Origin of the sequence: Scytonema millei VB511283, from assembly GCF_000817735.3 — a bacterium.
Lineage (GTDB): Bacteria > Cyanobacteriota > Cyanobacteriia > Cyanobacteriales > Chroococcidiopsidaceae > Chroococcidiopsis > Chroococcidiopsis millei_B.
Genome location: NZ_JTJC03000002.1, coordinates 645,721 through 672,450, shown reverse-complemented (window position 1 = coordinate 672,450; position 26,730 = coordinate 645,721). Strand labels below are relative to the sequence as shown.

At 43.6% G+C, this 26,730-nt stretch carries 16 protein-coding genes; 5 read left to right on the top strand and 11 right to left on the bottom strand.

Annotated elements, in window-relative coordinates; genetic code table 11:
• Nucleotides 1–30: 30 nt before the first annotated feature.
• On the bottom strand, nt 31–2,154 hold the full coding sequence (locus QH73_RS10765) for an FAD-dependent oxidoreductase (RefSeq protein WP_039716427.1): 2,124 nt from the start codon (nt 2,152–2,154) through the stop codon (nt 31–33).
• A gap of 23 nt (nt 2,155–2,177) precedes the next feature.
• Here QH73_RS10765 and QH73_RS10760 point away from each other — a divergent pair, with 23 nt between their 5' ends.
• On the top strand, nt 2,178–2,954 hold the full coding sequence (locus tag QH73_RS10760; protein ID WP_039716428.1) for an ABC transporter permease: 777 nt from the start codon (nt 2,178–2,180) through the stop codon (nt 2,952–2,954).
• Between the two features lie 188 nt (nt 2,955–3,142).
• The gene (locus tag QH73_RS10755) at nt 3,143–3,550 is read left to right on the top strand and encodes an acyl-CoA thioesterase (RefSeq protein WP_039716429.1); all 408 of its coding nucleotides are present in this window, start codon (nt 3,143–3,145) and stop codon (nt 3,548–3,550) included.
• Here QH73_RS10755 and QH73_RS10750 read toward each other — a convergent pair.
• From QH73_RS10750 to QH73_RS10735, 4 genes are all read right to left on the bottom strand, one after another.
• The gene (locus QH73_RS10750) at nt 3,510–4,937 is read right to left on the bottom strand and encodes a 2-succinylbenzoate--CoA ligase (protein ID WP_039716430.1); all 1,428 of its coding nucleotides are present in this window, start codon (nt 4,935–4,937) and stop codon (nt 3,510–3,512) included. The two genes, QH73_RS10755 and QH73_RS10750, sit on opposite strands and share 41 nt — an antisense overlap.
• Nucleotides 4,922–5,896 (bottom strand): o-succinylbenzoate synthase, encoded by a 975-nt coding sequence (locus QH73_RS10745; protein WP_039716431.1) that lies wholly within the window; start codon nt 5,894–5,896, stop codon nt 4,922–4,924. The genes QH73_RS10750 and QH73_RS10745 overlap by 16 nt, the downstream gene beginning before the upstream one ends.
• A 60-nt stretch (nt 5,897–5,956) precedes the next feature.
• Nucleotides 5,957–6,865, bottom strand: coding sequence for a 2-carboxy-1,4-naphthoquinone phytyltransferase (menA, locus tag QH73_RS10740; protein WP_039716432.1), 909 nt, complete (start codon nt 6,863–6,865; stop codon nt 5,957–5,959).
• Nucleotides 6,866–6,938: 73 nt separating this feature from the next.
• Entirely contained in the window at nt 6,939–7,166 is a 228-nt protein-coding gene (locus QH73_RS10735) for a hypothetical protein (RefSeq protein ID WP_132866898.1), read from the bottom strand.
• Between the two features lie 96 nt (nt 7,167–7,262).
• Here QH73_RS10735 and QH73_RS10730 point away from each other — a divergent pair, with 96 nt between their 5' ends.
• The gene (locus tag QH73_RS10730) at nt 7,263–8,672 is read left to right on the top strand and encodes an isochorismate synthase (protein ID WP_039716433.1); all 1,410 of its coding nucleotides are present in this window, start codon (nt 7,263–7,265) and stop codon (nt 8,670–8,672) included.
• Between the two features lie 2 nt (nt 8,673–8,674).
• On the opposite strand, the gene QH73_RS10725 is transcribed toward QH73_RS10730, so the two are convergent.
• On the bottom strand, nt 8,675–10,204 hold the full coding sequence (locus QH73_RS10725) for an Ig-like domain-containing domain (protein ID WP_039716434.1): 1,530 nt from the start codon (nt 10,202–10,204) through the stop codon (nt 8,675–8,677).
• Between the two features lie 469 nt (nt 10,205–10,673).
• On the opposite strand from QH73_RS10725, the gene QH73_RS10720 reads away from it, so the two are divergent.
• Nucleotides 10,674–11,360 (top strand): DUF4142 domain-containing protein, encoded by a 687-nt coding sequence (locus QH73_RS10720; RefSeq protein WP_039716435.1) that lies wholly within the window; start codon nt 10,674–10,676, stop codon nt 11,358–11,360.
• Nucleotides 11,361–11,452: 92 nt separating this feature from the next.
• On the opposite strand, the gene QH73_RS10715 is transcribed toward QH73_RS10720, so the two are convergent.
• The 5 genes from QH73_RS10715 to QH73_RS10695 form a co-directional block, all read right to left on the bottom strand.
• A complete protein-coding gene (locus QH73_RS10715) occupies nt 11,453–13,876 on the bottom strand; it encodes a dynamin family protein (protein ID WP_039716436.1) in 2,424 nt (807 codons plus the stop codon).
• Nucleotides 13,877–14,053: 177 nt separating this feature from the next.
• On the bottom strand, nt 14,054–17,026 hold the full coding sequence (locus QH73_RS10710) for a type ISP restriction/modification enzyme (protein WP_039716437.1): 2,973 nt from the start codon (nt 17,024–17,026) through the stop codon (nt 14,054–14,056).
• Nucleotides 17,027–17,557: 531 nt separating this feature from the next.
• Nucleotides 17,558–19,087 (bottom strand): site-2 protease family protein, encoded by a 1,530-nt coding sequence (locus tag QH73_RS10705; protein ID WP_039716438.1) that lies wholly within the window; start codon nt 19,085–19,087, stop codon nt 17,558–17,560.
• Between the two features lie 192 nt (nt 19,088–19,279).
• Nucleotides 19,280–20,182, bottom strand: a complete 903-nt coding sequence (murQ, locus tag QH73_RS10700; RefSeq protein ID WP_039716439.1) for an N-acetylmuramic acid 6-phosphate etherase — start codon at nt 20,180–20,182, stop codon at nt 19,280–19,282.
• A gap of 129 nt (nt 20,183–20,311) precedes the next feature.
• A complete protein-coding gene (locus QH73_RS10695; RefSeq protein ID WP_201278071.1) occupies nt 20,312–20,710 on the bottom strand; it encodes a DUF3110 domain-containing protein in 399 nt (132 codons plus the stop codon).
• A gap of 371 nt (nt 20,711–21,081) precedes the next feature.
• On the opposite strand from QH73_RS10695, the gene QH73_RS10690 reads away from it, so the two are divergent.
• Complete coding sequence (locus tag QH73_RS10690) at nt 21,082–26,349, top strand: translocation/assembly module TamB domain-containing protein (RefSeq protein ID WP_039716440.1); 5,268 nt, start codon at nt 21,082–21,084, stop codon at nt 26,347–26,349.
• Nucleotides 26,350–26,730 lie beyond the last annotated feature (381 nt).

Genomic DNA, 26,730 nt, shown 5'->3' with positions numbered 1-26,730 from the left:
GGGTGCGTTGAATAATGCACCCTACTTTGGTTAAATCTTCAACATGCCCTCTGGATCAACCGAGAAAAGAGATCGCCTTTGCAATCCTTCGCGATGTAAAATCTCATTTGCTGCTAATAACCCACTACTTACTGCCCTTTCCATCAATCCGCAAGGAAATGGCATTTTGACCCAATCACCTGCGAATATTAAATTAGGAATCTCCGTACTTGTTTCCGGTCGATCGCTATAGCTATTTGGTGGATAACCAGAAAAATTCTTTTGATTGACCAATTCCCGATGCAACATTTTTGCTTGCTGTAACTGCGGTACGATTTCATATAATTCTTGCTCGAATGTTGTTAATAAGGCTTGCTGGTGGGGAAACTCTTTTTCTTTGTAACAATAGGCGTGTAACTCCACGACGCTACCACCTGTTTTATTTGCCCAATCAATATACGGTTCCTGAATGCGGTGATAAAGCGTAATGCTATCGGTGAGTTGATAGCCAGATAAAGAGGTAAAATTGCTGTGTTCCCAATCAAAATCGCGATCGAACCAGAAGCGACAGACAGCGAAAGGATCGGCTAGAGATAATTTTTCGACTTGCGATCGCACTTGCTGGCTAACTTCTCCCGTAACTAGGGTAAATAATTGTTGTACTCCTGGTACGTCAGTGGCGAAGACGTAGTAATCGGCTTGAATTGGTAATGGGTAGTTGGTAATGGGTAGTTGGTAGTTGGTAGTTGGTAGTTGGTTGCTGAATAATTCCCGACTCCCGACTCCCGACTCCCGACTCCCGTTTACTGCTACTAGCTGTAACCGTTCTTTCTGCTGTTTGACGACTTGAAAGCGGGGTAAATCTTTTTGTGCGGGTCCTTTCAAGACTTTTCCGTGGCGATCGTATACTGCGCCATGACAGGGACAGTGAAACTTGCCATCTTCTGCTAGCTGTACCGTACAGCCTTGATGAGTACAAGTGAGGGAGATGGCTTCTTTATATTCGGGAGAAACAGCATACATGCGATCGGCTGCACCGTAATATTCTATGTTTTTGCCGCTGTCGATCTCTGGAAGGGCGGGTTTGCCAGACTTATCTGCGGGGGAATTGAGATTTTGGGTGAACCCGCCCCTACTCCCGTACGGGTGGGTTTCCAAACCCGCCCCTACCGACTCCCGACTCCCGACTCCCGATACCCAAAACGGTGTATCCTCCCCTTCTCCCTGAGAATAGCTAAGGGATGAAATCTTGCCATTTTGAGCCTGAATTGCGGTGACGATTGCACCTGTGACGATCTTGCCACCATTTTGCTCGATCGCCTGGGCAATTGGTTGGACTAAACTCGTACCCATGTCGTAGCGCGTACCGTTAAAAGCGAGTCCTTCGGGATTGCCAAAAAAATAGAAGTGGAAAAATTGCATTAATTCCCCTACACTCATGAGATCGGGAGCATTTAAGCTTGATTTGGCGAAGGGTAAAAAGTATAAATCGTATAATCCTTGGGGAAAACTCCGTTCTACCCACTCAGCTACGGAAAGATGATCTAGACGTTGAAAGGTTTTTTGGGTTTGAAATCCGGTAATTGCCCGAAACACCTGCCAGTGTTCCCATTTTGTCAGGTTAATACCCCATTTAAGCCGATTCGGAGAGGCGATCGCTAAATCGACGATATTCCACGGGAACGCTGAGTGGCTGGGACGGAAAACTTCTGGCTGGTACTTTTCTCCCCGATAGAGGACGGCGTAGGAATTTAAAGACCGAAAATTGTCCTGAATTTCCAGTTCTGCCACGATACTTTTGAGGTTGTAGTACTGGGGAAAGAAACCGTGGAAGCCATGTTCCATCATAAAAGTTTCCCCTGCGGCTTCAACCTGCCAGCTGGCAATCTTACCACCCAGTTGTGGCGATCTCTCTAATAGCGTCACGGCAAATCCGCGCTGACTCAGTTCGTAGGCGCAAGCTAATCCCGCTAATCCTCCACCGACAACAACTACGCTTTTCGATTGAGTTAGCGATCGCGGTAGATTGAATCTATCTGGTTGGTGTACTGTAGGCTGTGGTTTTGAGAACCGAGTGTATCCCACAACTCCCCCGACAGCACCAATCCCACATAACTTAAATAAAGTGCGTCGAGAAATTGGCTGCGAAAGCACGTCGTTTGATAATGGATTCAAGTTAACTCCTCACTCCCATCACGATGAAATACTGGCGAGAAACGCTGGCTGTCGCACAACGAATCTTAATTGAACTACTGCGTCGCCGTCGCAGCTTAATTTTTTGGAGTATTTTTCCTGTCTCTGTATTGTTACTTAACGGATTTATTTTGGCAGAACGAGCCAAGCTGTCAATAGACCAAGCTTTTAATATCGCTGCGCCCTTAACGTTAGTGGGTGCAGCGTTGTTTTTCAGTTGTTTAGGTGGTACGGTTGCGGCGATCGTTTCCGAACGAGAACAACAAACTCTTAAGCGTCTATTCATTTCTCCTCTAAGTGGCACGTCCTACTTTTTAGGAATTTTTCTCGCTCACAGTTGTATAGGCATAGGACAAGCTGTGCTAATTTATACGATTTCTTCATTATTTTTTAATGCGAGTTTCAATGGTTCCGTTATTCTAGGCTGCTTAATTATTCTACTGAGTATCGCTGCATACGTAGGTTTAGGTTTTATTTTAGGCACGCAACTAGCCCGTCGTACGGAGGATGTGAATGCTTTAATTGCTGCTTTTGGCGTACCGCTATTAATGTTAGGCGGTGCTTTTATCCCTGCTTTTTTGTTTCCGAAAAATTTACAACAAATTGCCAAGTTTAATCCGATTTATCACATGAATACAGCTTTTTTAAAAGTTTCTGCTAATGGCAGTGAGATTGCTGAAATCGCCGAGAATTTTTATTTTTTAGTTGGCTTCACGGCATTGATGGTACTGGGAGGATGGTTGTCTTATCGGCGGATGTTGATAGTGGAGAGAAAATTGTGATCTAGTACTCTCGATCCCCCCTAACCCTCCTTAAAAAGGGGGGAATAAAACTCTATTTTTATGCAAGTTGGAGAATATTTAATGCCTCTTCACTCTGGATTGGCGTTAAAAATTAAGAAAAAAAGAAAAATGAGTGGCGAATTCTGGCACTATCGGAGATAAATAGATGTGAACGTATTCCTCGATAAATGACATTTACATACACTCGTACTATTCGCTTTCAGGATACTGACGCGGCTGGGGTTGTCTACTTTGCCAGCGTTCTATCTATATGCCATGAAGCTTACGAAGAGTCTTTAGCGGCATCGGGAGTTAACATTCAAGCATTTTTTGGTAAATCATCGGTTGCCATTCCGATCGTTCATGCCAGTGCAGATTTTTTCCGTCCGATGTTTTGTGGCGATAAGATTTTAATCGATCTGACACCAAAATATATGGGTGACGATTATTTTGAGGTAACGTATAAAATAATTGACGCACGCGATCGCGAAGTCGCCAAAGTCTTGACAGAACACGTTTGTATCGATCCTGAAAGCAGAACCAGACGACAACTAACTAGCGAGATCGTCCAGTGGTTTCAACAATGGTTAGATTAGACAAGTCTCGATCGCGATTTTCTTGAGTCAGAATTGCGATCGCTTTTAATTGCTTTCGGTTGAGTTTACCTTGCGCGTTACGAGGTAACTTTTGAGCGCTAATCCAATACTTAGGGATTTTAAACTTAGATAAACTCTTGGCGATCGCGGCTTTAATTTCGATTGCAGTAATCGACTGGGATTTAGGAACGTAAATTGCCGTGACGACTTCTCCCCAAATGCGATCGCAAAGCCCAATTACAGCAATATCATCAACTAATTGAGTCGCTCTAATCGCAGCTTCAACTTCACAAGGATAGACGTTTTCTCCCCCTGTAATAATCTTATCGCTGTTGCGACCGACAATATTTAAATAACCGCGATCGTCAATAAAACCCAGATCGTCTATCTGGATCTCAACTCGATCTAATAAATCTGGATAATAACCTAAAGCCAATGATTTCGCTTGAATGCAAATTGTCCCAATTTCATTAGAATTTAATATTTGATTTTTAGAATCAATAACTTTAATTTGAGCGTGAGGTAGAACTCGACCGCAGCTATTATATCCTTGCAGAAAATCTTCTGGCTTAAGGGTAGCAATTTGCGATGCCGTTTCTGTCATCCCATAGGTAGGTGCTAATCTAATTCCACAATCTCTAGCTTGAGTTAAAAGGTCTTGCCATGCAGACGCGCCACCTAACAAGACAGTTTGAAATTGTGCTAGCCAATTGCTTAAATTGGGTATCTGTAATAAGCGTTGAAGTTGAGTTGGAACTAAAGAAATAAAAAAATCTTCTGGATCGATATCGGGTATGATTCCAGATTCTATAGTTTTAAATGGAAAAAGTGCTAATTTACCACCCGTAATTAGCGATCGCATAAATTGCATCAAACCACTAACGTGATATAGAGGTAAGACACAAAAAGAATTTATTTGCTGAATTTGAAAGTATGTTTGAAAGCCTCGAACAGATGCACTTAATGTATCCCATGTATGAATAGCGAAACGAATTTTACCCGACGATCCACCTGTGGGAATCATGATAGATGAATTCGGAATTCGGAATTCGGAATTCGGAATTATAGCTTTTGACTTTTGCTTTTTGACTTCTCCCCAGACAATATCTGGCTGTACGATATCAAAAACTTGCTGCCATTCTCCTTCTCCCCAAAAGGGATTGCAAAGAAATATGGAACAACTTGCACTACAAGCGGCGAGAAATCCAGCGAGAAATCGAATTGGGTTGCTTTCAGCTACAATAATTATAGGCGAATTCTGCTGAGAAGATTGCTCGATAATTTCTAAATAAAAATGCTCTGCTAGTTCGATAAGTTCGTCGCGATCGCAACCAATTAACCAATGGCGATCGCCACATTTTTTGATATCCTCTAGCAAGCTTGCCATAATTGTTCTAGCCAGGTTTGTTCGTTTTCCTCTAACCAGTGATGTACGCCAAAACCAACTGCGCGGCGATTTATAGATAGTTCTGCTGCTAGTTTTAAAGCTGCTTGTCTACCTACAATAGTTTCAAATACGGAAGAAAACACCGCATCAATTTTACGTTCTTGACAGAACTTTCGCAGACGGCTTGGCGAACCAGCAATACTGGGTTTGATCGTAAAAATTCCTCGCCATCCCCGTTGATAACACGCCTCTAATTGAGTCAGATTTGCCACAGATTCATCGAGCGCGATCGCAGTAGCATAGTAGTCACTTAACTCTTGCATTTCAGTCAAATTTTTTACAGCAAGCGGCTGTTCGATATATTCAATTTCTCCGCCTGCCCCCGCTGCCATAATATTATCGCAGTTATAAAGCCATAAATTTGCCTCTTCATAACTCAGTCCCCCATTAGCATCTAATCGCAGTTTTACTCCCTCTGGTAGCACTTCAATTAAATGGTGAAAAATAGCCAATTCCTCAGCAATGGGATCGACTCCAATTTTCCATTTAAAGGTGCTGTAACCGTCTTTTGCTAAACTTTGCCAAGTTGATAAGGCGGCTTTGCCAGCAGGAAGTAAGGCACTGTAAGCAAGAGGTATTATAGGGGCATACATCTGTACGCCCCTACAATTAATATCTTCCCATGCGGATTCAAATCCAAACTGACAAGCAGGAAAGCGATCGGGAATTGAAAAAATAATTTCCTCAGAAACTTCTTTTGGTAACTGGCGACAAAAATCTAAAGCTTGTTCTACTGTTTCTGAACCAAACCAACTAATAGGCGCAATCTCACCATATCCCACATTTGAATCGCTAGTCAATCGAATTATAATCCCATCTCGCACATCCCAAACGCCATGATTTGTTTGTAGAGGTGGTTGAAATCGTCGTCGATAAGGGCGAAAATTGAATTGGGTCATGGAAATCTTCTCTAGCTACCAGCCACTAGTCACCAGTCACTGATAACTGACAAATGACACTCACAACATAAATCCCAATCCTAACAGTAATCCGCAGACAAAATGCAATCCTACGGCAATAAACTTACAATTGCTGACTTTCTCTGGTTGGTCATGATATTGTAGAACGTGCCGACACAACTTAATTGCAAAGGGTAAACTTAACCAACTGAGTAAAGTCCATGTTGGAAATATATTTAAAACTGCTAATAAACTAGTTAAAGCGTAAATACTACCACAAATCCAGGGTAATAAATTAGCAGATAAAGCCGTACCCAAACGAACAATAGGCGATCGCTTTCCGGCAGCGAGATCGTCCTTGACTTGGTGAAAGTGAGAACAAAATAAAATTAAGCTAGTGACAATTCCGACAATAATTGAAGCAGCTAAATTTGTTATTGACCAAGATTGAGTTTGACTATAGTAAGCTGCTGAAACTGCAAGCGGACCATAAGCCACAAAGCAGAGAATTTCCCCTAAACCGTGATATCCTAAGCGAAAAGGTGGTCCCTGATAAGCGTAGCCGATCGCGCAGCACGCGAGGATAATTCCAATTATAGTTAAGTCTCGTTGCCACCAGGCGATCGCTAAAATACCCAATAAACCCAAAGTCAAAAACAGATTCCCAATCCAGAAAATTAGGCGTTTGTTTCCAGTTAAATTCACTAAAGAGTGAGCTTTATTTTTATCGATTCCCGTTTCAGAATCGAAAACATCATTACTGATATTACTCCAAGCTACAATACAAATAGCAGCAGTGAGAAAAGTCGAAAATACACCTGCATTCAAACTTTTTGTTTGCGCAACTGCTACCGCTGTTCCTACCCAAATTGGAATAATGGCAACGCTATACATTGGTGGTTTAATCGCTGCCATCCACAACTTTGATTTGGGTTGAGAATTAGAATATGCAATCAGCTTTGTTGTCATTTTAAAGGGTAATTGGTAATTGGTAATTGACAGGGACTAGTGGCTGGTGGCTAGTGGCTTGACTCAATTCTTGTCACCAGTCACGAGCCACTAGTCGTTGATAACTGATAACTGACAGCTGACAACTGATAACTGTCCCCATTTCTTGTACTATAGGGATCGGTGCATTTGCGGCATGAGAGTAGCTGTCACCCCTATGTTGCCTGCCTTCTAGCGGTTTTCTCTCGCTTCGGACTTCGTCCTGCTTTGCTAACACTCTTCGCTCCTCACTATGCAAACCGATCGCCTGTAGCCATCCCATCACGATTTAATAATCTTTAGGAACAGAAGTTAAAAAAAATTTACAGTTAAAAAAATTTACTAAACTTGGATGCAAAAATAGTTTACTTTAACATTCATGCTCCTTTTACCGCGCCCTGCCAACTACCACTTAAACTGCCAGAAGCTATACCAGTTTCTTGTAGCTTCGCAAAAAAACTGCGATCGAAATTGCTCTCAAATCGTCAGCATTTCTCTGGAGATCGATTCGATCGATCCGCTGGTTGTACTAGAAAAACTAGCTCGACCCCGTCAATTAAATTTCTATTTTGAGAATAAAAGCAAAGGAGAGGCGATCGCTGCTATTGATGCTGTAGCACAGTTACAATTGGCAGGTGCAAATCGTTTTCATCTGACTCAAAAGTTTATTTGCTCTTGTTTAAAAGAGATTGAGATTTTTGATTCTTCTAACCATACTTTTGCTAAACCACATTTCTTTTGTAGTTTTAGTTTTTTCTCAGAGGCTACAGCAGATTCTCCCTTTCCAGTCGCTACAGTGTTTCTCCCCCGTTGGCAGATTGCTAGACAAGGCGATCGCTGCGTATTAGTTGCTAACTTGCCAATTGAAGCAGATACAAATATAGATATATTCATCCAACACTTATGGCGTAAGATTCATGAGATTACCTCAATAGAACAGCCAGAAAATGAAGAAAATCATTTTCAACGAGAATTCAGTCAAGTCAATGTTAGTAGTATCGCTCGCTTTAAACAAGCAGTCATTGATTGTTCGGAATTAATTTACAAACAACAACTAAGTAAAGTCGTTCTGGCTCATGCAATTGATGTGCAGGTAAATACAGACTTTAACTTATTTAATTGCCTCAACCGCTTGCGACAAATGTATCCCGATTGTTATGTGTTTTCTACTCACAATGGGAAAGGACAAAACTTTATCGGCGCAAGTCCAGAACGATTAATTAGCATTCGCGATCGCCAACTATTTACCGATGCATTAGCTGGTTCAATTTCGCGAGGAAAAACAACGGCGGAAGATGCAGTATTAGCAAATCAATTATTGCAGAGTGAAAAAGAAAGGCACGAACACCGAGTCGTAATTGACTTTATTACGCAAAGTTTGCAAGAACTGAGTATTGCTCCACAATTACTATCGCCTCGGTTACGGCGACTAGCCAATATTCAACATTTATGGACACCAATTCAAGCTAGAGTTCCCCTAAACGTTCATCCATTAGAAATTGTTGCCGCTTTACATCCAACTCCAGCAGTAGGGGGAGTTAGCAGACAACTCGCTTGTAAAAAAATTCGCACCTACGAAAAATTTGAAAGAGGTTTATATGCCGCACCTTTAGGTTGGGTAAATCATCAAGGAGATAGCGAGTTTATTGTGGGAATTCGTTCGGCTTTAATTGATGGCGATCGCGCGAGGTTGTATGCTGGTGCTGGAATTGTTGCTGGCTCTAATCCCGATCGAGAAATTGCCGAAGTCCAGTTGAAATTGCAAGCGTTACTGAAGGCTTTGATTTGAGACTAAGGTATCCATCTGGGACGAAAGCCAGGTAAGGGCAACTGTTCGGGTCGCAATTGGTTGGCGAGATTCGCATCTATAGTTTCAGGGAGTGGGAGTAGCCATAAATGACTGGTGGCGATCGCCTGTCCTTGCTCGGTACGGGGTAAAGTTGGAGATGGGTTAGCGTTGGCTGCTGTCACGACTTGATCGAATAGTAAACCCAAGCCATCGGGCGCTAGACTTAACTGAATATCTCTTTGATTGGGTAGCACCACTAAAGGTGTTTGTTTTCCTGTTTTGAGATCGATCGCGCTTAAATACGGCTGTTCCTCATAAGTATTTCCCTGCATTAACTGCGTCAGCAAGCAGTAGAGAATTCCGGTACGAGGATCGAACTGGGCGCTGAGAATAGAACCAGTCGTGCGGAATAATTCTCTTTGTACCCCTTGGTTTGTAACTAAAAATAGCGATCGCGTGTAATCAGAATTAAACCGCACCATTGCCCCTTGCGTACCATCAGGAGCAAAGTCCAGTACCATACCAAATTGAGGGAGAAATTCTAAGGGCTTTTTTGCATCAGCTTGTAAAGGTAAAATTGCGACTCCTTGTCCTTGGGCAACTGCCACTGTTTGACTGTCAGGAGTAATTAAAAAGTCTCCCCCTGGTTCCGTTTCCATTTCTTGCGGCGGAGAATTGGGACGGACGATCCAAAAACCAAATCGATCGGATTGACGCTGGCTGACACGCTGCACCAATATAGTATTGCCATCGGGAGACAAGTCAAATTTGAGATTTTGATAGTCTTTGTTATCTAGAACTAGGTCAATTTTGCCTGGAGACGGGACTTGTTGACGATTCAAGAAAGAAAACCAGTGAGTCCGATCCGGATCGGGGGTAGAAATTCCGGTCGTGACAGTATAAATTTGGGCAGAAAGTAACCCTTGGGGATTTTGATTTTGTCGATTTTGGCTCTGGCGATCGCTAGCAGAAAAGAGAATTTTGTCACCGTGAGGATAAAGCTTATAGTCAACGACTGCTAGATTTTTCGGCGTGAGAATCGTTTTTTTCTGCTGGGTGAAATTGTAAAGGACGAGTCTGCCTTGTTCCTCTCCTTCTACACCAAGATAGACAAAAGCGCGATCGCGGGTACTAAAAGTTGCCTCAAAAGGTTGTAGCATCCGCCCCAGATCTGTTTCAGGTGTAAACTTATCCCTTGCAAAGCGTAACTGCACGCGATACGTCGCGCCATAGGGTGCTGGTTCTAGCAAAGTATACGCTAACCGTCGTCCTGCCCAACTGACTTTACCTGGTAGTGGCGGATCGATTTGTAAGTTTGCCTCGACGCTGTTAGTATTCATCGGACGGCTAAACGTGAGGCTAAAAGAGCGATCGCCAGCACCGATCTGTTTAGCTTGCCAACTAAAATCTCTCACTTTGGGTGCAACTGTATCCCCGCGCCACACCAACAGTCCAATCAGCAGACTGAGAATGAATATCAGGGCGATCGCCACGCGATCGATGGGTTGGAACCAAGACTTAGTAGCTGACATCTTAAATTCGTTGTTGTTACGTGGTAGTTGGTAGTTGATTGTTGATTGTTGACGGTTAACGGTAAACGCGCTCGCTACACTACCCCTTCGGGGAAGCAAGCTACGTGAAGACGGTTGTTGCTCCCTCAGCTCCCTCAGCTTTCTTCCCCCTGCTCCCTGCTCCCTGCTCCCTGCTCCCTGATAACTGATAACTGATAACTGATAACTGATAACTGATTTTTTGTAGTCAATATAACAAATGACGAATGACGAATGACGAATGACGAATGACTCTTCAGGTAGAGGTTGGCGATCGCTGGGAGATTGCAAATAGAGAATAGGTGTGAGCGAAGCAGATGTACTAGTCAAATGCGATCGCCGCATCTTTAACAATCGCTTAACAAACACCCGCGATCTGTCAGTCTCTTGACGGCATGACTGAGGGTGTGAGGAATACATAAGCATTACAAAGCAAGGAAGTTTAGTAACAATGCAACGTAAAATTGTCTCTGCTGCTCTTGTGGCAGTCGGGTTGTTTGTCTCTTTAGAATACAAAACCTTAGCACAATCGAGTCAATCTCCAACTCAGTCTTCTCCTGGGACAACGACGCAACCTGTTCCTGATGCAACTCGCTCTAAACCAGGTGCAACTGAGTCGAATCCCAGCATCAACCAACCTAATCGCGATTCAACTCAGACTCAACCCAGTACAACAGGGCAAAATCAGCAACTCAGCACTCAAGATCGGCAGTTTATTGCTGAAGCAGCCCAAGGGGGAATGGCAGAAGTCCAACTCGGAAAACTTGCCTTGCAACGCGCCTCTAGCCAAGAGGTAAAAGATTATGCTCAGCAGATGATTGACGAGCATACTAAAGTTAATCAAGAGCTAATGGCTTTGGCAAAACAAAAAGGTGTAACTCCACCAAAAACGATCGGTCAAAAAAATGAAGCTGTACGGGCAAAGCTATCAAAGCTTTCTGGCAGCGCTTTTGATAAGGCATATATGAACGAGGCAGGAGTTAAAGCCCACGCCCAGCAAGAAGCTTTATTCAGCCAGCAGGCGAAACAAGGTCAAGACCCAGATTTAAAAGCTTTTGCTGCTAAAGTCTTACCCACAGTGCAAGAGCATTTGCAACAAGCACAAAAACAAACGGGTAATAGCGCTACTGCAAAATGAGGCAGTCGGGTGAGTGACTGGTGGCTGGTGATTAGTGGCTAGAATTATCCCCTTGTCTCCCTTGTCTAGGTTGTCCACCTTGTCCTCTTGCACTAGTCACTCAGCATTTGGTCTGTATATTCAATATAGGTCTCTGCGGTTTGGATTTGCGCTGTGGCTTCAGGTAGAAGAAAACTCAATTCTTCTACCAATTTTTCTTTCTCTTCTAGAGATAGTTTTTGATCTGCCTGAGCTTGACTTAAATTATCTCTATAATTGTGGAGAAAGGTATCGAGATTTGCAAAAAATACATCTACTCTTTGCTGAAAATCTTTATCGAGATATTTCTCGATCTCCAAGTTAATATTATCAATACTGCCTTCAATCGATTGATTCACTTTGGCAATTAGCGTATTTAAAGATACAGTATAGTAATCTTCAATCACTCGCGGTCGTCGGATCTGAACTTTGACTTCTACGGGAACTATCCACAACCAATGCCACCACTGACGCTGATTTCTTAATACTTCCACATTACCGCGATCGACAAATCGACTTTGCCTTTTAACTGGAGGTCTGACAAAACCCATTGTCTCAAAAGACTCCCACTGCATTGTCGGCAGAGATAAATCTAAGTTGAAAGCTTCATTTAATCGCTGACAAGCTCCTTCAATAATTGGCTTTGTTTCTTGTTCTAGAAGCTCTAATAGGCTTTGACGCGCCTGTTCGATTTCTTGACTCGTGCGAGCGCGGACGCTGCTTAATAAACTATCTGCCCTCTGTTTAACATACGTGACTGCCTGATCGACAAACTCTTCTGCTACTTCGGGACTCTCAAATTCAAATAAACCAGAAGTTTTAAACTCAACTTGCGATTTAAGACGCGACGATACCCACTTAGGAAAAAGTTCAAAGTCACCAATATTAGTTAAGAAAAGTTCCCGCGCTCTCATGTCCATCTTTTTAATTAAGTCAGCCCGTTGGTACTCTTCTTTGGCAAAGAAAATTTCTAAATTCACAGTTGCTTCTTTTTTCAGCACTTGCAACAGTTCGTGGAGATTTTGATGCAGTTGAGATTTGATCGAATCGACATCCTTGAGGCGGCTGCGACACAATTCGAGGCGATGCAAATCGGCTTCTAGCGCATATAACTCTAGCTGCAATTTCTCTGCATCTTGACAAATGGCACTACTGCGGAGTTTGACTTCATCCCTTAGTTGTACCAAACGACTGCGACCGAGATTAAGGGCAGATTTCAAACACTTAGGTGCGGCGCGCTCCATCAATGCTTTTACAGCTTTTTCTAAAAATGGCTCAAAACCAGACTTATTCCATAATTTTTGCGCTTTTTTGCGAATTTCTTCTGAGGTGACTTCTGCTAGTTCTTCTTCCCAATCAATCCCGAAGACTTCTTGAGCTAATACCCGTGCTGCGGGAATCTCACTCAGAGTAAGATCGGGGTGCTGCTCTAGTTCGTGGGTAAAGTGAGCGGCAGAAAATGCCCTTCTAGCTGAGACTTCAAATACTTGGTTTGTATCGTCATCGCCAATGCCAAATTCAGCTGCAATAAATTGGCGCAGCTGTTCTGATGTCATGTCGCCTTCGCGCCGTTGATCGACTTTGTTCACTAAAATGTACAGGTTATCTTTACCCCGTAGATCGATAACTCTTTGTACGTCTCGTTTTACCTGTTCGGCGGCTTCTGTTTTCAACTGGGTGAAGTCAAGAACGATCAACACCATCGAGCTTTGCTTGAGTTGTTCGGCGACTACTGTAGCAAGTTTAAGGTTTTCTCCCGCTTCGTTGGGTCCAGGGGTATCGACAATGACCAAATTTCCAATTAGATCTGGCTTATTATTAGCTGTATCCTCTGAAGATAAATTGCGCGATCGCCCGAGTGGAACCTGAATGCAGGGAACTTCTGTAAGCCTTCCCAAGGGGTCTGTAGATGGGTCAATGGTATTGCAAAGGCGAACGATATCATTCAAACTCATCAATACCTGAATAATTTCCTCTCGTCCAGAGGTTATTTCCTGCAACTGTAGACTTGTGGGGTCTTGAATTTTGGGCAGCAAATCTTGTAAATGCGGATATTGCGCGATCTTATCTTGGATGCGCTGCATTCCCAAAGCTTGAATCTTTGTTTGTAAAGCCTGAAGCGTTTGTTGATAAACAGAGATAATTTCGGGACTCAGGGTTAAGGTTGGCTGAGTCAAATCCGGGTTAAAAATAATTTGTGTTGGTAGGGTTGTCATTGCTGCATTGCGACTAGGAAGAATTTCCTGTCCGGCAATGGCGTTGATAATTGTGGACTTACCAGCCTTCATCGGCGCAACGATCGCCATCATCAGCTCTAATTTTTCCACATTGTGAGATACACTCAAGACCTCTTGCTGAAAGTCTTTGTACTTATCGCTAGAACTATCAGTGCTGAGCGCGCTGGCGGCGTTATCCATCAGAAAACCAATTTCCTTGAATAAAGCGATCGCTTCTTGCTGCAAATTTTGTACGTTAGGCTGAGGCGCTTGAACAATCATTGCCTGTTATCTCGCAAAATGGTAAGTCCACTTGCGTTGATTTTGGCTTAACAATTTTCTAATCACTTCAGTAAATATACGAATTGCGCGATCGTGGCTTTTGTGATGTGCAAAATGTAAGTAGGGGCGCACTACAGCTGTGCGCCCCTACATATCTATGTTTTAATTGTAGTTTTACTAACTGTTCATTTCTCGCACGATCCGCATTGTCTCGACGCTGACAGTACAGACTCTTTGCAACAATGCGATCGCTTGCTCTTTATAATTGGCAAAGCGGTAAGTATAAAATCTGGCGGCTACAGTTGCGTCTTTAGGTTTCTTCTCTTTATATTGCTCTAACACCCACTCTAAAGCTGAGTGGTTTCCTAACATATATTCCCAAGCTGTTGTGGGAATACCTTCTAAGGTTGTCACCGGATCTATAATAATTCTGCCGCGATCGCGATCTGCTTTCAATTTCACTTTCATAGCGTTGCGTGTTGGGAGATCGATGCGCTGGAGGGGATAGAGTGCTACTGTTTCATAATTAATATGTAATTCTATTAACCGTTGTCCCCAATTCACCCACTGTTGAAAATTGTTGTAGAAAGGTAAGCGGGGAAAATCTCTGTTTAAATTCTGCTGATATGTTGTGCGATATGCAGGATAGTGTAGAACGGCATAGGTATAATGAAAAATCTCTAATTTTGTAATTGCTTCGTTGTAATGATTTTGAAATTGCTCCAGTCCCCAATCGGTAATATTATCAATGCAATTGCCATTTTCATCGTAGCGATATAGAGGCAGGCATTGCGAATCACCGATAAGATGATAATCTGGAATGCGATCGCTTGCTAAAGTCATGAATGATTTAGTTGAACCAGGTGCAGTAAAACCGATGAGTAAATTTTGGCGGTTGCTGTCAAATACTTGCCCTAGCTGATATTGCATCTCATTCAACCCTGGACTAAAGTACAATTTTTTAGTCACAAATGGTCTGTATAAACAGTCTTGAATATTGTTAGTTTTAAATTGATATCTTATGCTTCGATTTAGATACCTTTTTAATCTTCTCGTCCATTTGATAGTACGATCGAAATTGTCCCGTGCGTTTCGGTTATCAACTGCTTGATTATAAATACCAATAAAGAATCTAACTTTTTGTTCTAGAGCAGTTTCTGACTCGGCATACACCCATTCATCTCTAGCAGTAATAACCCCAAGGGTAAATAATTTAAAAACCGCTTTGACTTCCTGTTGCGTTTTACTAAACTTAGTTTCGCGATCGGCGAGGGGGATGAGAGTATAAAAATCATTATCTACTTGACCGAGCCAATTATTATCTGCATCTGGTACGATCTGCTCGAACTGAATTTCTGAAAACTTCCGTTCGCTTAAATAAAGATTTTTCTCCTCTGTAGTAGCGTAGTTAGGGAGAGCATGATAATAAATTTGACAACCGCAACTACGTTCTTTTCTAACTAAAAAATAAACAGCAATTCCCACACGAATTTTATCATTAAATATATTACCTCCTTCTCGATGCCTGCGATCGCCACTCGTGCGAGCGTTACCTTTAAGATTAATAATATAAATTTCGTTAAATTCTTCAACAAGGACTTTTCTCAAGCCATCGTAAGTTCGAGCATCGATAAAAGAGTTATTAGAAACAAAAGCAATAATACCATTTTTACCCAAGCGATCGGATGCCCAACGCAGAAACCGAGTGTATAGATCGTATGCTTTCGTTTTCCGCGCTTGACTATTTCTAATATAAGTCTCTTTCACGCGGCGATCGATCGCGGTATAACTAATGTTGCGATCGGCATGATATGGAGGATTGCCAATAATTACAGAAATGGTGCGATTGTTTTGGCGTTGAATGCGTTCGTTGTTTTCTATATTTAAGCTCAATAAATCTTCTTGCTTACCTTCAAAAAAAGCGTGTTCTAGAGTATCGACAAAACAAATATTTTTAAATTCTTCATATCTCCCCATTTTTTGCTTGTAAGTAAATTCAACATTCAGATTAGCTATGTAATAAGGTAAAATTGCAATCTCGTTACAAAAAATTTCGTTTTTATACTTGTATGTGAGTTTATTCTTCGGTAAGTATTCAATTAATTCAGTGATGAAAGTTCCCGTACCAGTTGCGGGATCGAGAATCTCGATATTTTTTGAAGCTAATTTCTTGCGAAAATACCGTTCTAGTAAATTATCTACGCTTTCAATGATAAAACGCACTACCTCATTTGGTGTATAAAAAATTCCCAAGCGATCGGCTACCTGGGGGTTATATGCTTGATAAAAGTTCTCATAAATAGCTTTTAAAAACTTTTGTTTTTCATAATGGTTGTAGATATTATTAGCATTTCTTCTAATCACACCATAATAACGTTCTATGGTACTAAGCAGATTATTTTTTGTACTACTTGTCAAAAAGGTATTTAAAGCTTGTTGTAATTCGCGAGCAATATTATTTTCTTGATGATGTTGAGCTTCATTAAATACATTGATAAAAATATCTTCCGTTAGAATATGCTGAACCATCATTTCCCGAATATCTAATAAAGAAATTTCAGGATTAATTGATTCTTTGCAAATTTCCCAAATTTGATGTTTTGCCCTTTGAAATTCTGGATTTCTAGCGCTTTGTTGTTCCAACATGTCTCGTAGTGTATTGAGAATTGTTGGTAAGTCTTGCTTGAACGTCTCAATCGCAGCGCGAAAATCTCTGACTTCTGGAGGAACATAGTTGAGAAAACGATTGAGAATTTGCTCTAGTGCGTCTCCATCTTGCATGGAAATGCGCATCACTTCAGTTCCAGCTTGAATTAAAACTGCCGTTTGTGAGTCTTCAAATAAAATATTGCTATCTGGATATCCTTGAGATAGTTTATTTTCAATTTCTCGGTCTAAATTATTAGCTTCTCTATTCCAATAACCCCAATTTAGGCGCAGAGCATCTTTAACTGTACCATTGGGGTAAATAATTCTACCAATTCTAGTTTGATAATCTAACTCGGGAATTAGTTGAAAATCTTTACTTTTGCAGTATTCATGTAATAGTTTTTGAAAAGCAATCCGCAAAGAATCTGTTTGAAATGTTCCTTCAGAGCGGATAATTCTTGCTCTTTCTGCTTGATATTGACTAATCAGAACTTTTGACACAAAGCCAAAGACTTTAATAGAACTCGTTGAGTTCAAGTCTGGCTCAGGCAAAATTCAAGCGCTTCAGTGAAATTTAGGGTTTCTTATTTTCAGCGTTTGTACAGATTTTTCATTGAGTTTTTACGAGGAATTATTGTAATTTTTATGATGGAAGTTTGCGAGAGAATATGGTTTGGATGTATTGCAATATTGTTATGAATAAATTTATCAAAGTAAGATTAGATATATAAAAATTTTAAAAAGTATGATGTGGAAAGTATGAAGTCAAGTTTTGGGTTCGTCCAAATTTTTGTTATGTCTATAGCGATCTATCTAAAATTACCTGCGCGATCCTGGTAGGGGCGCACAGCTGTGCGCCCCTACAAACTATGTGTTTCATTTGATTGAAAATGGTTATAAGATCCCCCTTAAAAAGGGGGACTTTGAAATCCTCTTAAATCCCCCAGAAAGACTGTGAGAACCCCTAAATTCTTCATAAAGACTTTGAGAACTCCCTAAATCCCCTTAAAAAGGAGACTTTGAAATCTCTGATTAACCACCAATTCCCAAGCGTCCTGCTAATGCGGGTGTGAGGGGTAGGAGGATAGCTATCATCAAGAATAAAGCGAGTAAGCCTAATGCGGCTCTTGCGTCATTTGGTTCTGTTAACTCGTTCAGGCTAGGGCGTTCTAAATCTCGTTGCAAGAAAAGGATAACAACTGCCCAGTATAAAGCTAACGGATTAGCTAAAGATGCGATCGCCAAAACGATGACGGTTGCAAAAGTCGTGCGTCCGGCGGTTTTGCGCCCGTAAATTGCTTGTACGACTCGCCCGCCATCTAGCTGTCCGGCTGGCATCAGATTCAGTGCTGTAATGACTAAACCCAACCAACCGATTATTGTCAACGGGTGAACGTCTACTAAAGCTTGGTTGACGGCAGAACCTAACACAACTTTAGATAAGGCTCCCACCAAAATTGAGCCTTGGAAAAATTGCGACGGAACCTGATACATACTGCCAGGATGCGAGAGGATCAAACCCGCAAACAGCATGAGTAAGGAAACAACACCCCCAGCCACGGGACCAGCTATAGCAATGTCAAATAGGGCTGTACGATTAGGTAGTAGCGACTCAATCCGGGTGATTGCTCCAAATGCTCCAATTTGCAGCGTTGGCAGGAAGAAGGGAGGACTGAGGCGAACTTGGTAGCGCTGGGCTAATACCCGATGTCCGATTTCATGAGCGGCTAAAACAGCCAAAATTCCCAATGCAATTGGTAAAGCTTCGGGGAAACGAGCTGGAGTTGTAAAGAAGTCAAATCCTTGCAGGATACCAGCAGTTTCTAAACTAGTAGCAATGGTAGCCAGAAAGAGAACTAGCGCGAAAATCTTTTGTCCTACGGTTGAGGGGCGGGGGTCGTTGCGGCTAGGAAGGATGATGACGACTGGTCTACCATCGACATTTTCCACCAAAAATAAGCGATAGCGGGGTTTCTCTGGAGCTGTTTCGCTCGTTCCCATGCGTTCTTGCAAGGTTGCATTGAGGCGATTGTAAACTGCTTCCGGTTCTCCGCGTAGGTTGCCTTTGAAAATTACGCCATCCTGATAGGGAATTGACTCTGTGGCAAAAAATGTGTCGATGCCAAAAATACCGCGAATGGCAGTCAGGTCTTCATCTGGGATGGGCATCACCTCCGGTTTGTTCAGTATTTCTGCTGCCTTGACCGAACCATCATCTGCTGCATTTGGTTCTGGGGTTGTCGAGTTACCTGACAGTTTTTCTGTGGCTTTGGCGCGGAGAATAGCATCTTGACCAGCGGCGCGGAGACGATTGCCGAGAAAGACATATATGGCTGTCGAAGCGACAATTAACAGCAACACTCCCGCCAAATTGAGATAAATTCCGGTGGCGAATAAGCCAAAGAATAGCAGCCAGGGAGAGATCAGCACTACTGACTGTAACCAGGCAAGAATGCCGAGTTTGCCAAATCGCCTCGCCCTGATAAAGCCCCAACTCAAGATACCGAGTGCAACCAAGACAACGGTGAGGATGATGGGGGTTTCTGATGCCGTAGTAAACATTGTGAATTGCGATCGCAGCTAGGGAGCATAAGTCTACTGTAGCGGAGTGCGTCACCCTTGGAAAATTGGGGAGTCGGTAGGGGCGCACAGATGTGCGCCCGTACAAGGGAGTAGGGAGCCGAGGGAATACTAGACGCAGTTATTTAACTATTCAATTGCTGACCAAATAATCGCTACGTACAAAGAGGAGGTTTACCCCTGACAACTCGCAACAGCAGCCCTGAGATTACCTTTGTGTTCTACTAACAACCGATCGCCTTCTGCTTTATCTAACCCAGTCCAGTGCATTAATAAAGCCAATTTTACCGATTTACCACTGCGATCGAGTAATGTTTCAGCTGCATCGGGCTCTAAATCGGTGAGGTCGCGTAAAATGCGTAAAGCGCGATCGCGTAACTTGTTATTTGTCACGGCAACATCTACCATACGATTGCCGTAAACTTTGCCCAACTGCACCATCGTCCCCGTAGAAATAATATTTAATGCCAATTTAGTAGCGGTTCCGGCTTTGAGTCGCGTCGAGCCTGCTAAAATCTCCGCTCCTACCAACAGGCGAATATCTACATCCACATCAATTTGGACTTGCTCTTGCGGTACGCAAGCGATAAAAATTGTCGTAGCTCCTCTAGCTTTGGCTGCTTGCAACGCACCCTGAACGTAAGGCGTGGTTCCCCCTGCGGTAATGCCCACAACAACATCTAATTGAGTAATTTTATGTTGGGCGATCGCACCTACGCCATCCTCCGCCCGATCCTCCAAGTCTTCCGAACTGCGAACTAAAGCCGCCGCACCCCCAGCAATAATTCCCTGTACCATTTCTGGTGAGGTGCAAAACGTCGGCGGACACTCTGAAGCATCCAATACACCCAAACGTCCGCTCGTTCCCGCTCCAATATAAAACAGCCGCCCCCCGTGACGCAACGATTTTGCTGTACGGGCGATCGCCTCAGCTAATTCTTGCTTCGCTTCTGCCACCGCCGCTACTGCTTTGGCATCCTCGCAGTTAAATAACTCTACCAACTCTAAACAACTGAGTTTGTCTAGATTCTGACTGCTAGGATTAACCTGTTCTGTTAGTAGATGACCGCGATCCATAATCTATCAGTTATCAGTTATCAGTTATCAGTTATCAGTTATCAGTTATCAGTTATCAGTTAACCGTCTTCACGCAGTGTAACGTAGCGTTTACTGTCAACTGTCAACCAACAACTATCCACTCCCTAATCACAATAAGCCTTCCAACCGCCGCCTAATGCTATCCAACTCATTATCGGACATATCTGAGTCAGACTTTTCTTCAACTAAGGGTTTACCTTCATCATCTAATTGCCAGTCGGTTTGCTCTATGTTGATTTCTGGTGGAAGTGCAAGCGCACCTTCTGGAACAACTTCCCAGTCATAGCCAGCACTGTCGCAAAAATCCTTGATTTCCTCTGCATCCATCGCTTCCACCGTAGGGGCGGGAAAATCTTGTGCTTCTAGCATTAAGGCAAAACGTGCTGCATCATCTTCTGACTCAAACATCAATACCTTATTGCGATCGCCTGTTTGAATAGTATGAATGCCCTCATTTTCCGTGCGGGCATTAAACAGTAACACAAATACACGCATGGGTGCAATCATAACTCCCTCCGTTCCAATTTACCTTTAGTCATCCCTTCCTTTCTTGTTAACCATAATCTTAATCAGTTATCAGTTATCAGTTATCAGTGACTAGTGGCTGGTGGCTAGTGACTAGAATTGCTTCCGATCTCTCCTCTGCTCCTGGAGCTTCCTCTGCTCCCTACTCCCTGCTCCCTCTTATATACCTTTATGTAGACGCAGTTTTTTTGATGAACGGGTAATATTTTTGGTTATTTTGTGCAAATAGATGTTAACAATCCCGTAACGATAATTTCACATTTCAAATCTTGAATTATCCTTAAAGTTGGCGCTGCTCCCAGGTGTGGGTTTTTGCCACTAGCTCCAGCCGTCCAGATCAGCCGTGAGGGGTTATGTCTAATTTCACTGAGCCGGAAACTGAAGATTCTCACCAATCTCCCCGACCGAACCGTCTCAAGAATATCTTATTTAGTCGGACTACTGTTGTTATTGGCGTACCAATATTGGTAGGGGTAGCAGCTGGTGCGTGGTGGATAAATCGATTCATTTACGAACAGCTATCGCCACTTGTCGAAAAAAATCTTTCCCAAACCCTCAAACGACCGATTAAAGTCGGGCGCGTCGAACGGTTTGGTTTGACGGGGTTACGCTTGGGTGCTACTTCTGTCCCGGCTACTGCTACCGACCCAGATACGGCATCGATTGAAGCAGTGGAGGTAAACTATAACCCCTTATCAGTGCTTTTGACTCGCACTTTACCCTTAGATGTCACGCTTGTTAACCCAAAAGCTTACGTGCAGCAAGATACCCAAGGACGCTGGGTAAATACTGATATTGCTACAGGTGGTGAAGCGGGAGGTCCAATTCAAATTGCTCTCAATCGGATTGGCTGGCGGAATGCCCAAGCGGTGTTAGTGTCCAACGTTCAACAACTGACTCGTTCTACACCACGTAATACTGTCACCCTCAACCAAGTTAACGGAGAAGCAACTTTTCGCGAGAACTATAATCTAATTAATTTTAATTTAGCGGGAAAACCGCAGACAGGGGGAGAGCTAAAGCTTGATGGAGATTTTCGCGCCGACTCGGGACGAGCCAGTATCAATATTAATACGCAAGAATTTTTAGCTTCCGATCTAACGCGGCTGATTGAATTACCGTTAGTCATTCAAGGTGGTCGAGTCAACAGCGATTTTAAAGCCGAACTCACGCCTGTAAAACTGTTGGGTTTGTACGGTACTGCCGACCTCAACAAGGTTACAGCTCAAGTTAACCAATTGCCGCAAGCCTTTAATAATTCGCAGGGAAGGTTGCAGTTTAAGGGAACGGAAATTTACCTAGATAACGTTTCCAGTAGCTATGGCAAAATTCCAGCTGTCGCTAAAGGCTCCCTGGACATAGAAAAAGGCTTCAATCTTTCGGCTTACGTCGATGCTGTCAGCGCCGCCGCCGCAATTTCCAGCTTAAAATTACAAGTACCCGTACCTGTTGACGGTGTTTTTCGATCGCAAGTCAAACTGACAGGACCTGTAGAAGCGGCTATTTTGACTGGAGATGTGGTAAACATCAAACCAGTTCGGTTAGATCGGTTAAATATCAGTCGAGTTAGTACGAATTTTACCCTGGATACGGGAGCGGGAACGTTAAATTTTCCGAATATATCAGCTACGCCTGCCGCTGGGGGCAAGGTGACGGGTGACGGAACGCTGAAATTAGCCCTCAAACCAGAACAGACAGCAGGATTAAATTTTAAGTTTATTGCTAATAATATTCCAGGGGATGCGATCGCCAAAGCCTATGGCGTAACTAACCAAGCTGCAAAAGTCGGAATTGTCACCGCCCAAGCCCAAGTTACAGGTACGCCAGAGAAACCCCGTACAGTGGTCAATTGGCAAGCACCCCAAGCAACCTATCCAGGTAAAGGACAGCTCGTTATTTACAACGCCAATAACCTCTTCCTCCGCGATACAATTTTCCGCGTGGCTGGGGGCGATGTCTCGGCGGCTGGGGAATTGGTCAACCAACGTTGGAAAGCAGCAATTAAAGCATCTGGGGTGAGATTGGGACAGTTAACGCAAGTCCCGCCCAGCTTGCAAAATCCGGTGAATGGTACGTTTAATCTTGCTGGTACGCTCGACCCAGCTAAACCACAACAACTCACTGCTACAGGTGCGGGTCAATTAACGGGTATTGGTGGGGGGACGATTAACGTTCCTAGTATCCAGGTAGCCGCCGGACGCTGGCAGACTCAATTGCAAGCAACGGGGTTACAATTGGAACGACTTGCCCCCGTACCTCCTCAGTATGCGGGAAGTCTGAACGGAAGGCTGAATCTATCGGGGAGTACCACTGCTTTTACTCCAGCAACGTTACGGGGTAGCGGCACGGGGAGGTTAAATGTTGCCGGAGGTACGATTAATGCTAGGGATATTCAACTCAATAACGGTCGCTGGCAGGTGGCTGTTAATACAAATGGAATCCAGCTCAATCGATTTAATCCACAATTACGAGGTTTACTCACGGGTGATGCCAACTTAGCCGGAACTATCAGCGAATTCAGTCCGGCAGGAATTACAGCAGCGGGGCGAGTTCGCTTGTCGGAAGAGTTAATCGGACAACCTCTGACTGCTTCCTTAAATTGGAATGGCAACACTTTAAATATTCCCCAACTCAGATCTAGAAATATTCAAGCGAACGGCAGAGTTAGTGTTGACCCGCAAAATGTTGCCTCGATAAGGGGGTTAAATTTTAACGTCAAAGCGCGGGACTACGATCTCAAAAACGCTCCCGTACAGTTGCCACCTAATAGTAGCGTGGCGGGTAGAGTCAGTTTTGTCGGACAGGTTACGGGCAATTTACCAGTACCGAATGTTGTAGGCAACGTGCGACTACAAAACTTTGCCGTCAATAATGTAGCTTTCGATCCGCTATTAGCGGGAGATTTACGGCTGCAACCGGGTAGGGGATTAAATTTAGATTTAGTTGGGAATCAAAACGATCGCGTTGCTGTTAGTCTCGACCCCGACTTTCGCCCGAATAATTTTACGGTGAGATTGGATGAGGCGATCGCCACTGGGAAAAGTCAGGGCGAGAATTTATTAGTTAATGTCGAAAATTTTCCTTTACGGGTGCTGAATTTGTCTGCACCAGCTAACCCCTACCTCACGGGTCCAGTCAGTGGCATTTTATCAGCCGATTTGACAGTCAATCCCGACCGTCTAACCGCTCAAGGAGATGTGGCTGTAACTCAACCTGGTATAGGTAGATTGCAGGGCGATCGCTTAGCGGCACAATTTCGTTACGGGAACGGTGACGGGACGCTGACTAATGGTGAATTTGTCAAAGGTCAAAGTCGCTATGCTTTAGCAGGTAGCTTCAACCAAACTCCTCAAGGTCCTCAATTTCAAGCTAAAGCGAATATCGCCCAAGGCAACATTCAAGATATCCTCAGCGCCCTGCAAATTTATGACTTTGAAGACCTGCAACGCGGTTTTCAGCCTCCCGATTACGCTACAGCAAAAGATTTAGGAATTTTACAAGTCGGCGCACCAAATAGATCGCTATTAACTCAACTACGTCGTTATTCGGAAGTTTTAGTTTTACTCCAACAGCAGCGCCAGCAACGTGAGGATGCTTTTCCAGTTCCAGCTCTAGCTGAACTTCAAGGGACTTTTGGTGGCGAAATTACTGCTAGTGGTTCTCCCCAACAGGGCATTGCCGCTGATTTCAATTTAAGAGGAGATAAGTGGCAGTGGGGCAAATATACTGCCGATCGCCTCGTTGCTACTGGTAACTTTAATGACGGAGTGCTAACCTTACTCCCCGCGCGGGTGAGATTGGACGAAAACACCACTGTAGCTTTGACTGGTCGTTTTAGCAGCGAACAGCAATCAGGTCAGTTACGAGTCAGGGGCTTTCCGTTAAGCCTACTCAATGATTTTGTCGAATTACCGATCGCCGTGACAGGTAATGTAGATGGTACGGCAACCATTGCTGGTAGTACCGAGAACCCCTTAGCAGTCGGAGAATTTCAACTCAGTGAAGGCACGATCAATCAAAACCCCGTAGAATCAGCTGCGGCTAGTTTCAGCTATGCTAATGCCCGTCTCGGTTTCGGTAGCAACATTCTGATTGCTGGACCCGACCCATTAACGGCGACTGGTAGTATTCCCTTACAATTACCTTTCGCTTCGGTTAAACCGGATAGCGACCAGATTCGTTTAGATGTCAACGTCCAAAATCAAGGATTAGCCTTACTCAATGTTTTGACCGACCAAGTGGCATGGAAAAGCGGTGAAGGGCAAGTTCAACTGCAAGTACGCGGTACTCTCAAGCAGCCAGAAGCGAAGGGAATTGCTCAAGTCAAAAATGCCACTATTACTGCTGCGGCTATAGCAGATCCATTGACAAATGTCAATAGTACGGTGTTATTTAACGAAGATCGCATTCTCGTCAAGGGAATTCAAGGCGATTTTTCCAGGGGTCAGGTGGTTGCCCAAGGCGTGATTCCGATTTTTGAGAATCTGGCTGCGAACGACCCAGATGCTGCTAATCCCCTCACCGTCTCTTTAGATCGACTGAGGTTGAATTTACCCAATTTGTATCAAGGAGGCGTTGATGGCAAAGTCACCGTAACTGGTTCCGCACTTAACCCCACAATCGGGGGTCAAGTTCTGCTGGCGGACGGTCAGGTTTTTCTGCCGACTAGCAATGCTCCGGTTACGCCTGGGGCGCAGGGGCAGAAGAAAGCTGAGGGAGCTAGGGAAGCTGAGGGAGCTGGGGGAGCTGGGGGAGCTACTGAAGCACCTGTGGAGTTGAGCGATCTGCGTTTGACTTTAGGAAATAATGTTTCTGTAACGTTACCACCGATTCTGGACTTTCAAGCGGCTGGAACTCTGGTGGTAAATGGTATGCTGGGCGATCTGCGCCCTCAAGGAACGATCGAGTTAGAACGTGGCAGCGTGAATTTGTTTACAACTCAGTTTGAGTTAGAACGGGGTTACGAACAGAAAGCAACCTTTACACCAAAACAAGCCTTAGATCCGACGCTGAACGTCCGGCTAATTGCCTCAGTACCAGAAGTGACGCGATCGCAAGTTCCTTCTACTAATATTAGTAGCGAAGTTTCCGACAATACTTTATCTACAGATATCGGTTCCGTAAATACCGTTCGCGTGCGGGCAATTGCTAAAGGACCAGCTAGCCAATTATTTGAAAATTTGGAACTGACAAGTAGCCCTTCCCGCAGTCAATCAGAGATTATCGCTCTAATTGGTGGTGGTTTCGCGCAAACTTTGGCAGGACAGGGTGGTGGTGATACGGCGACGGGACTAGTTAATCTGGCAGGAACAGCTATATTAGGTAACTTTCAAAATACGTTTACCGACATTGGCAATACTTTGGGTTTATCAGAGCTGCGTTTATTCCCCACTTCTATTTCTAATGAGGAGCGATCGCGCTCTTCTACTCTTGGTCTAGCGGCTGAGGCTGGCGTTGATATCACGCGCAATGCTTATGTCTCGGTTTTGACATTCTTAACTGCACAACAACCAGCTCAATTCGGTTTGAGCTATCGCTTGAACGACAACACCCGCGTCCGCGCCGCCACAGATTTTGCCGACGATACGCAAGCTGTAGTTGAGTATGAAGTCCAGTTTTAAATCCCACGATCGTCGTAAGGTTTGCATTGCCCTCCCTACACTCTATAGCCCCCTTTTTAAGGGGGGTTGGCGGGATCTTCTGTAGTACAGTCATAACAAAATGGTATAGACAATTGACTTGTCCTAATCTATTCACTTTTTACTTTAATTACTATAAATTTCCTCTTATATTTCTTTTTTGTTACAGAAGAGGTTATATTTTAAATATACAGGCAATAGCAACAAATTGATTAATAAAGTTAGCTTATTGCAGTGAAAAGAAACTCAAAAGAATCGATTAGATCTTTTGGGTTCAATATGCTGCAAACTAAAAAGATATCCAAAAAACGCACAGCGTTTAGTGGGAATCTTTAGGGAGGCAATTGCAACTATGAATTTTCT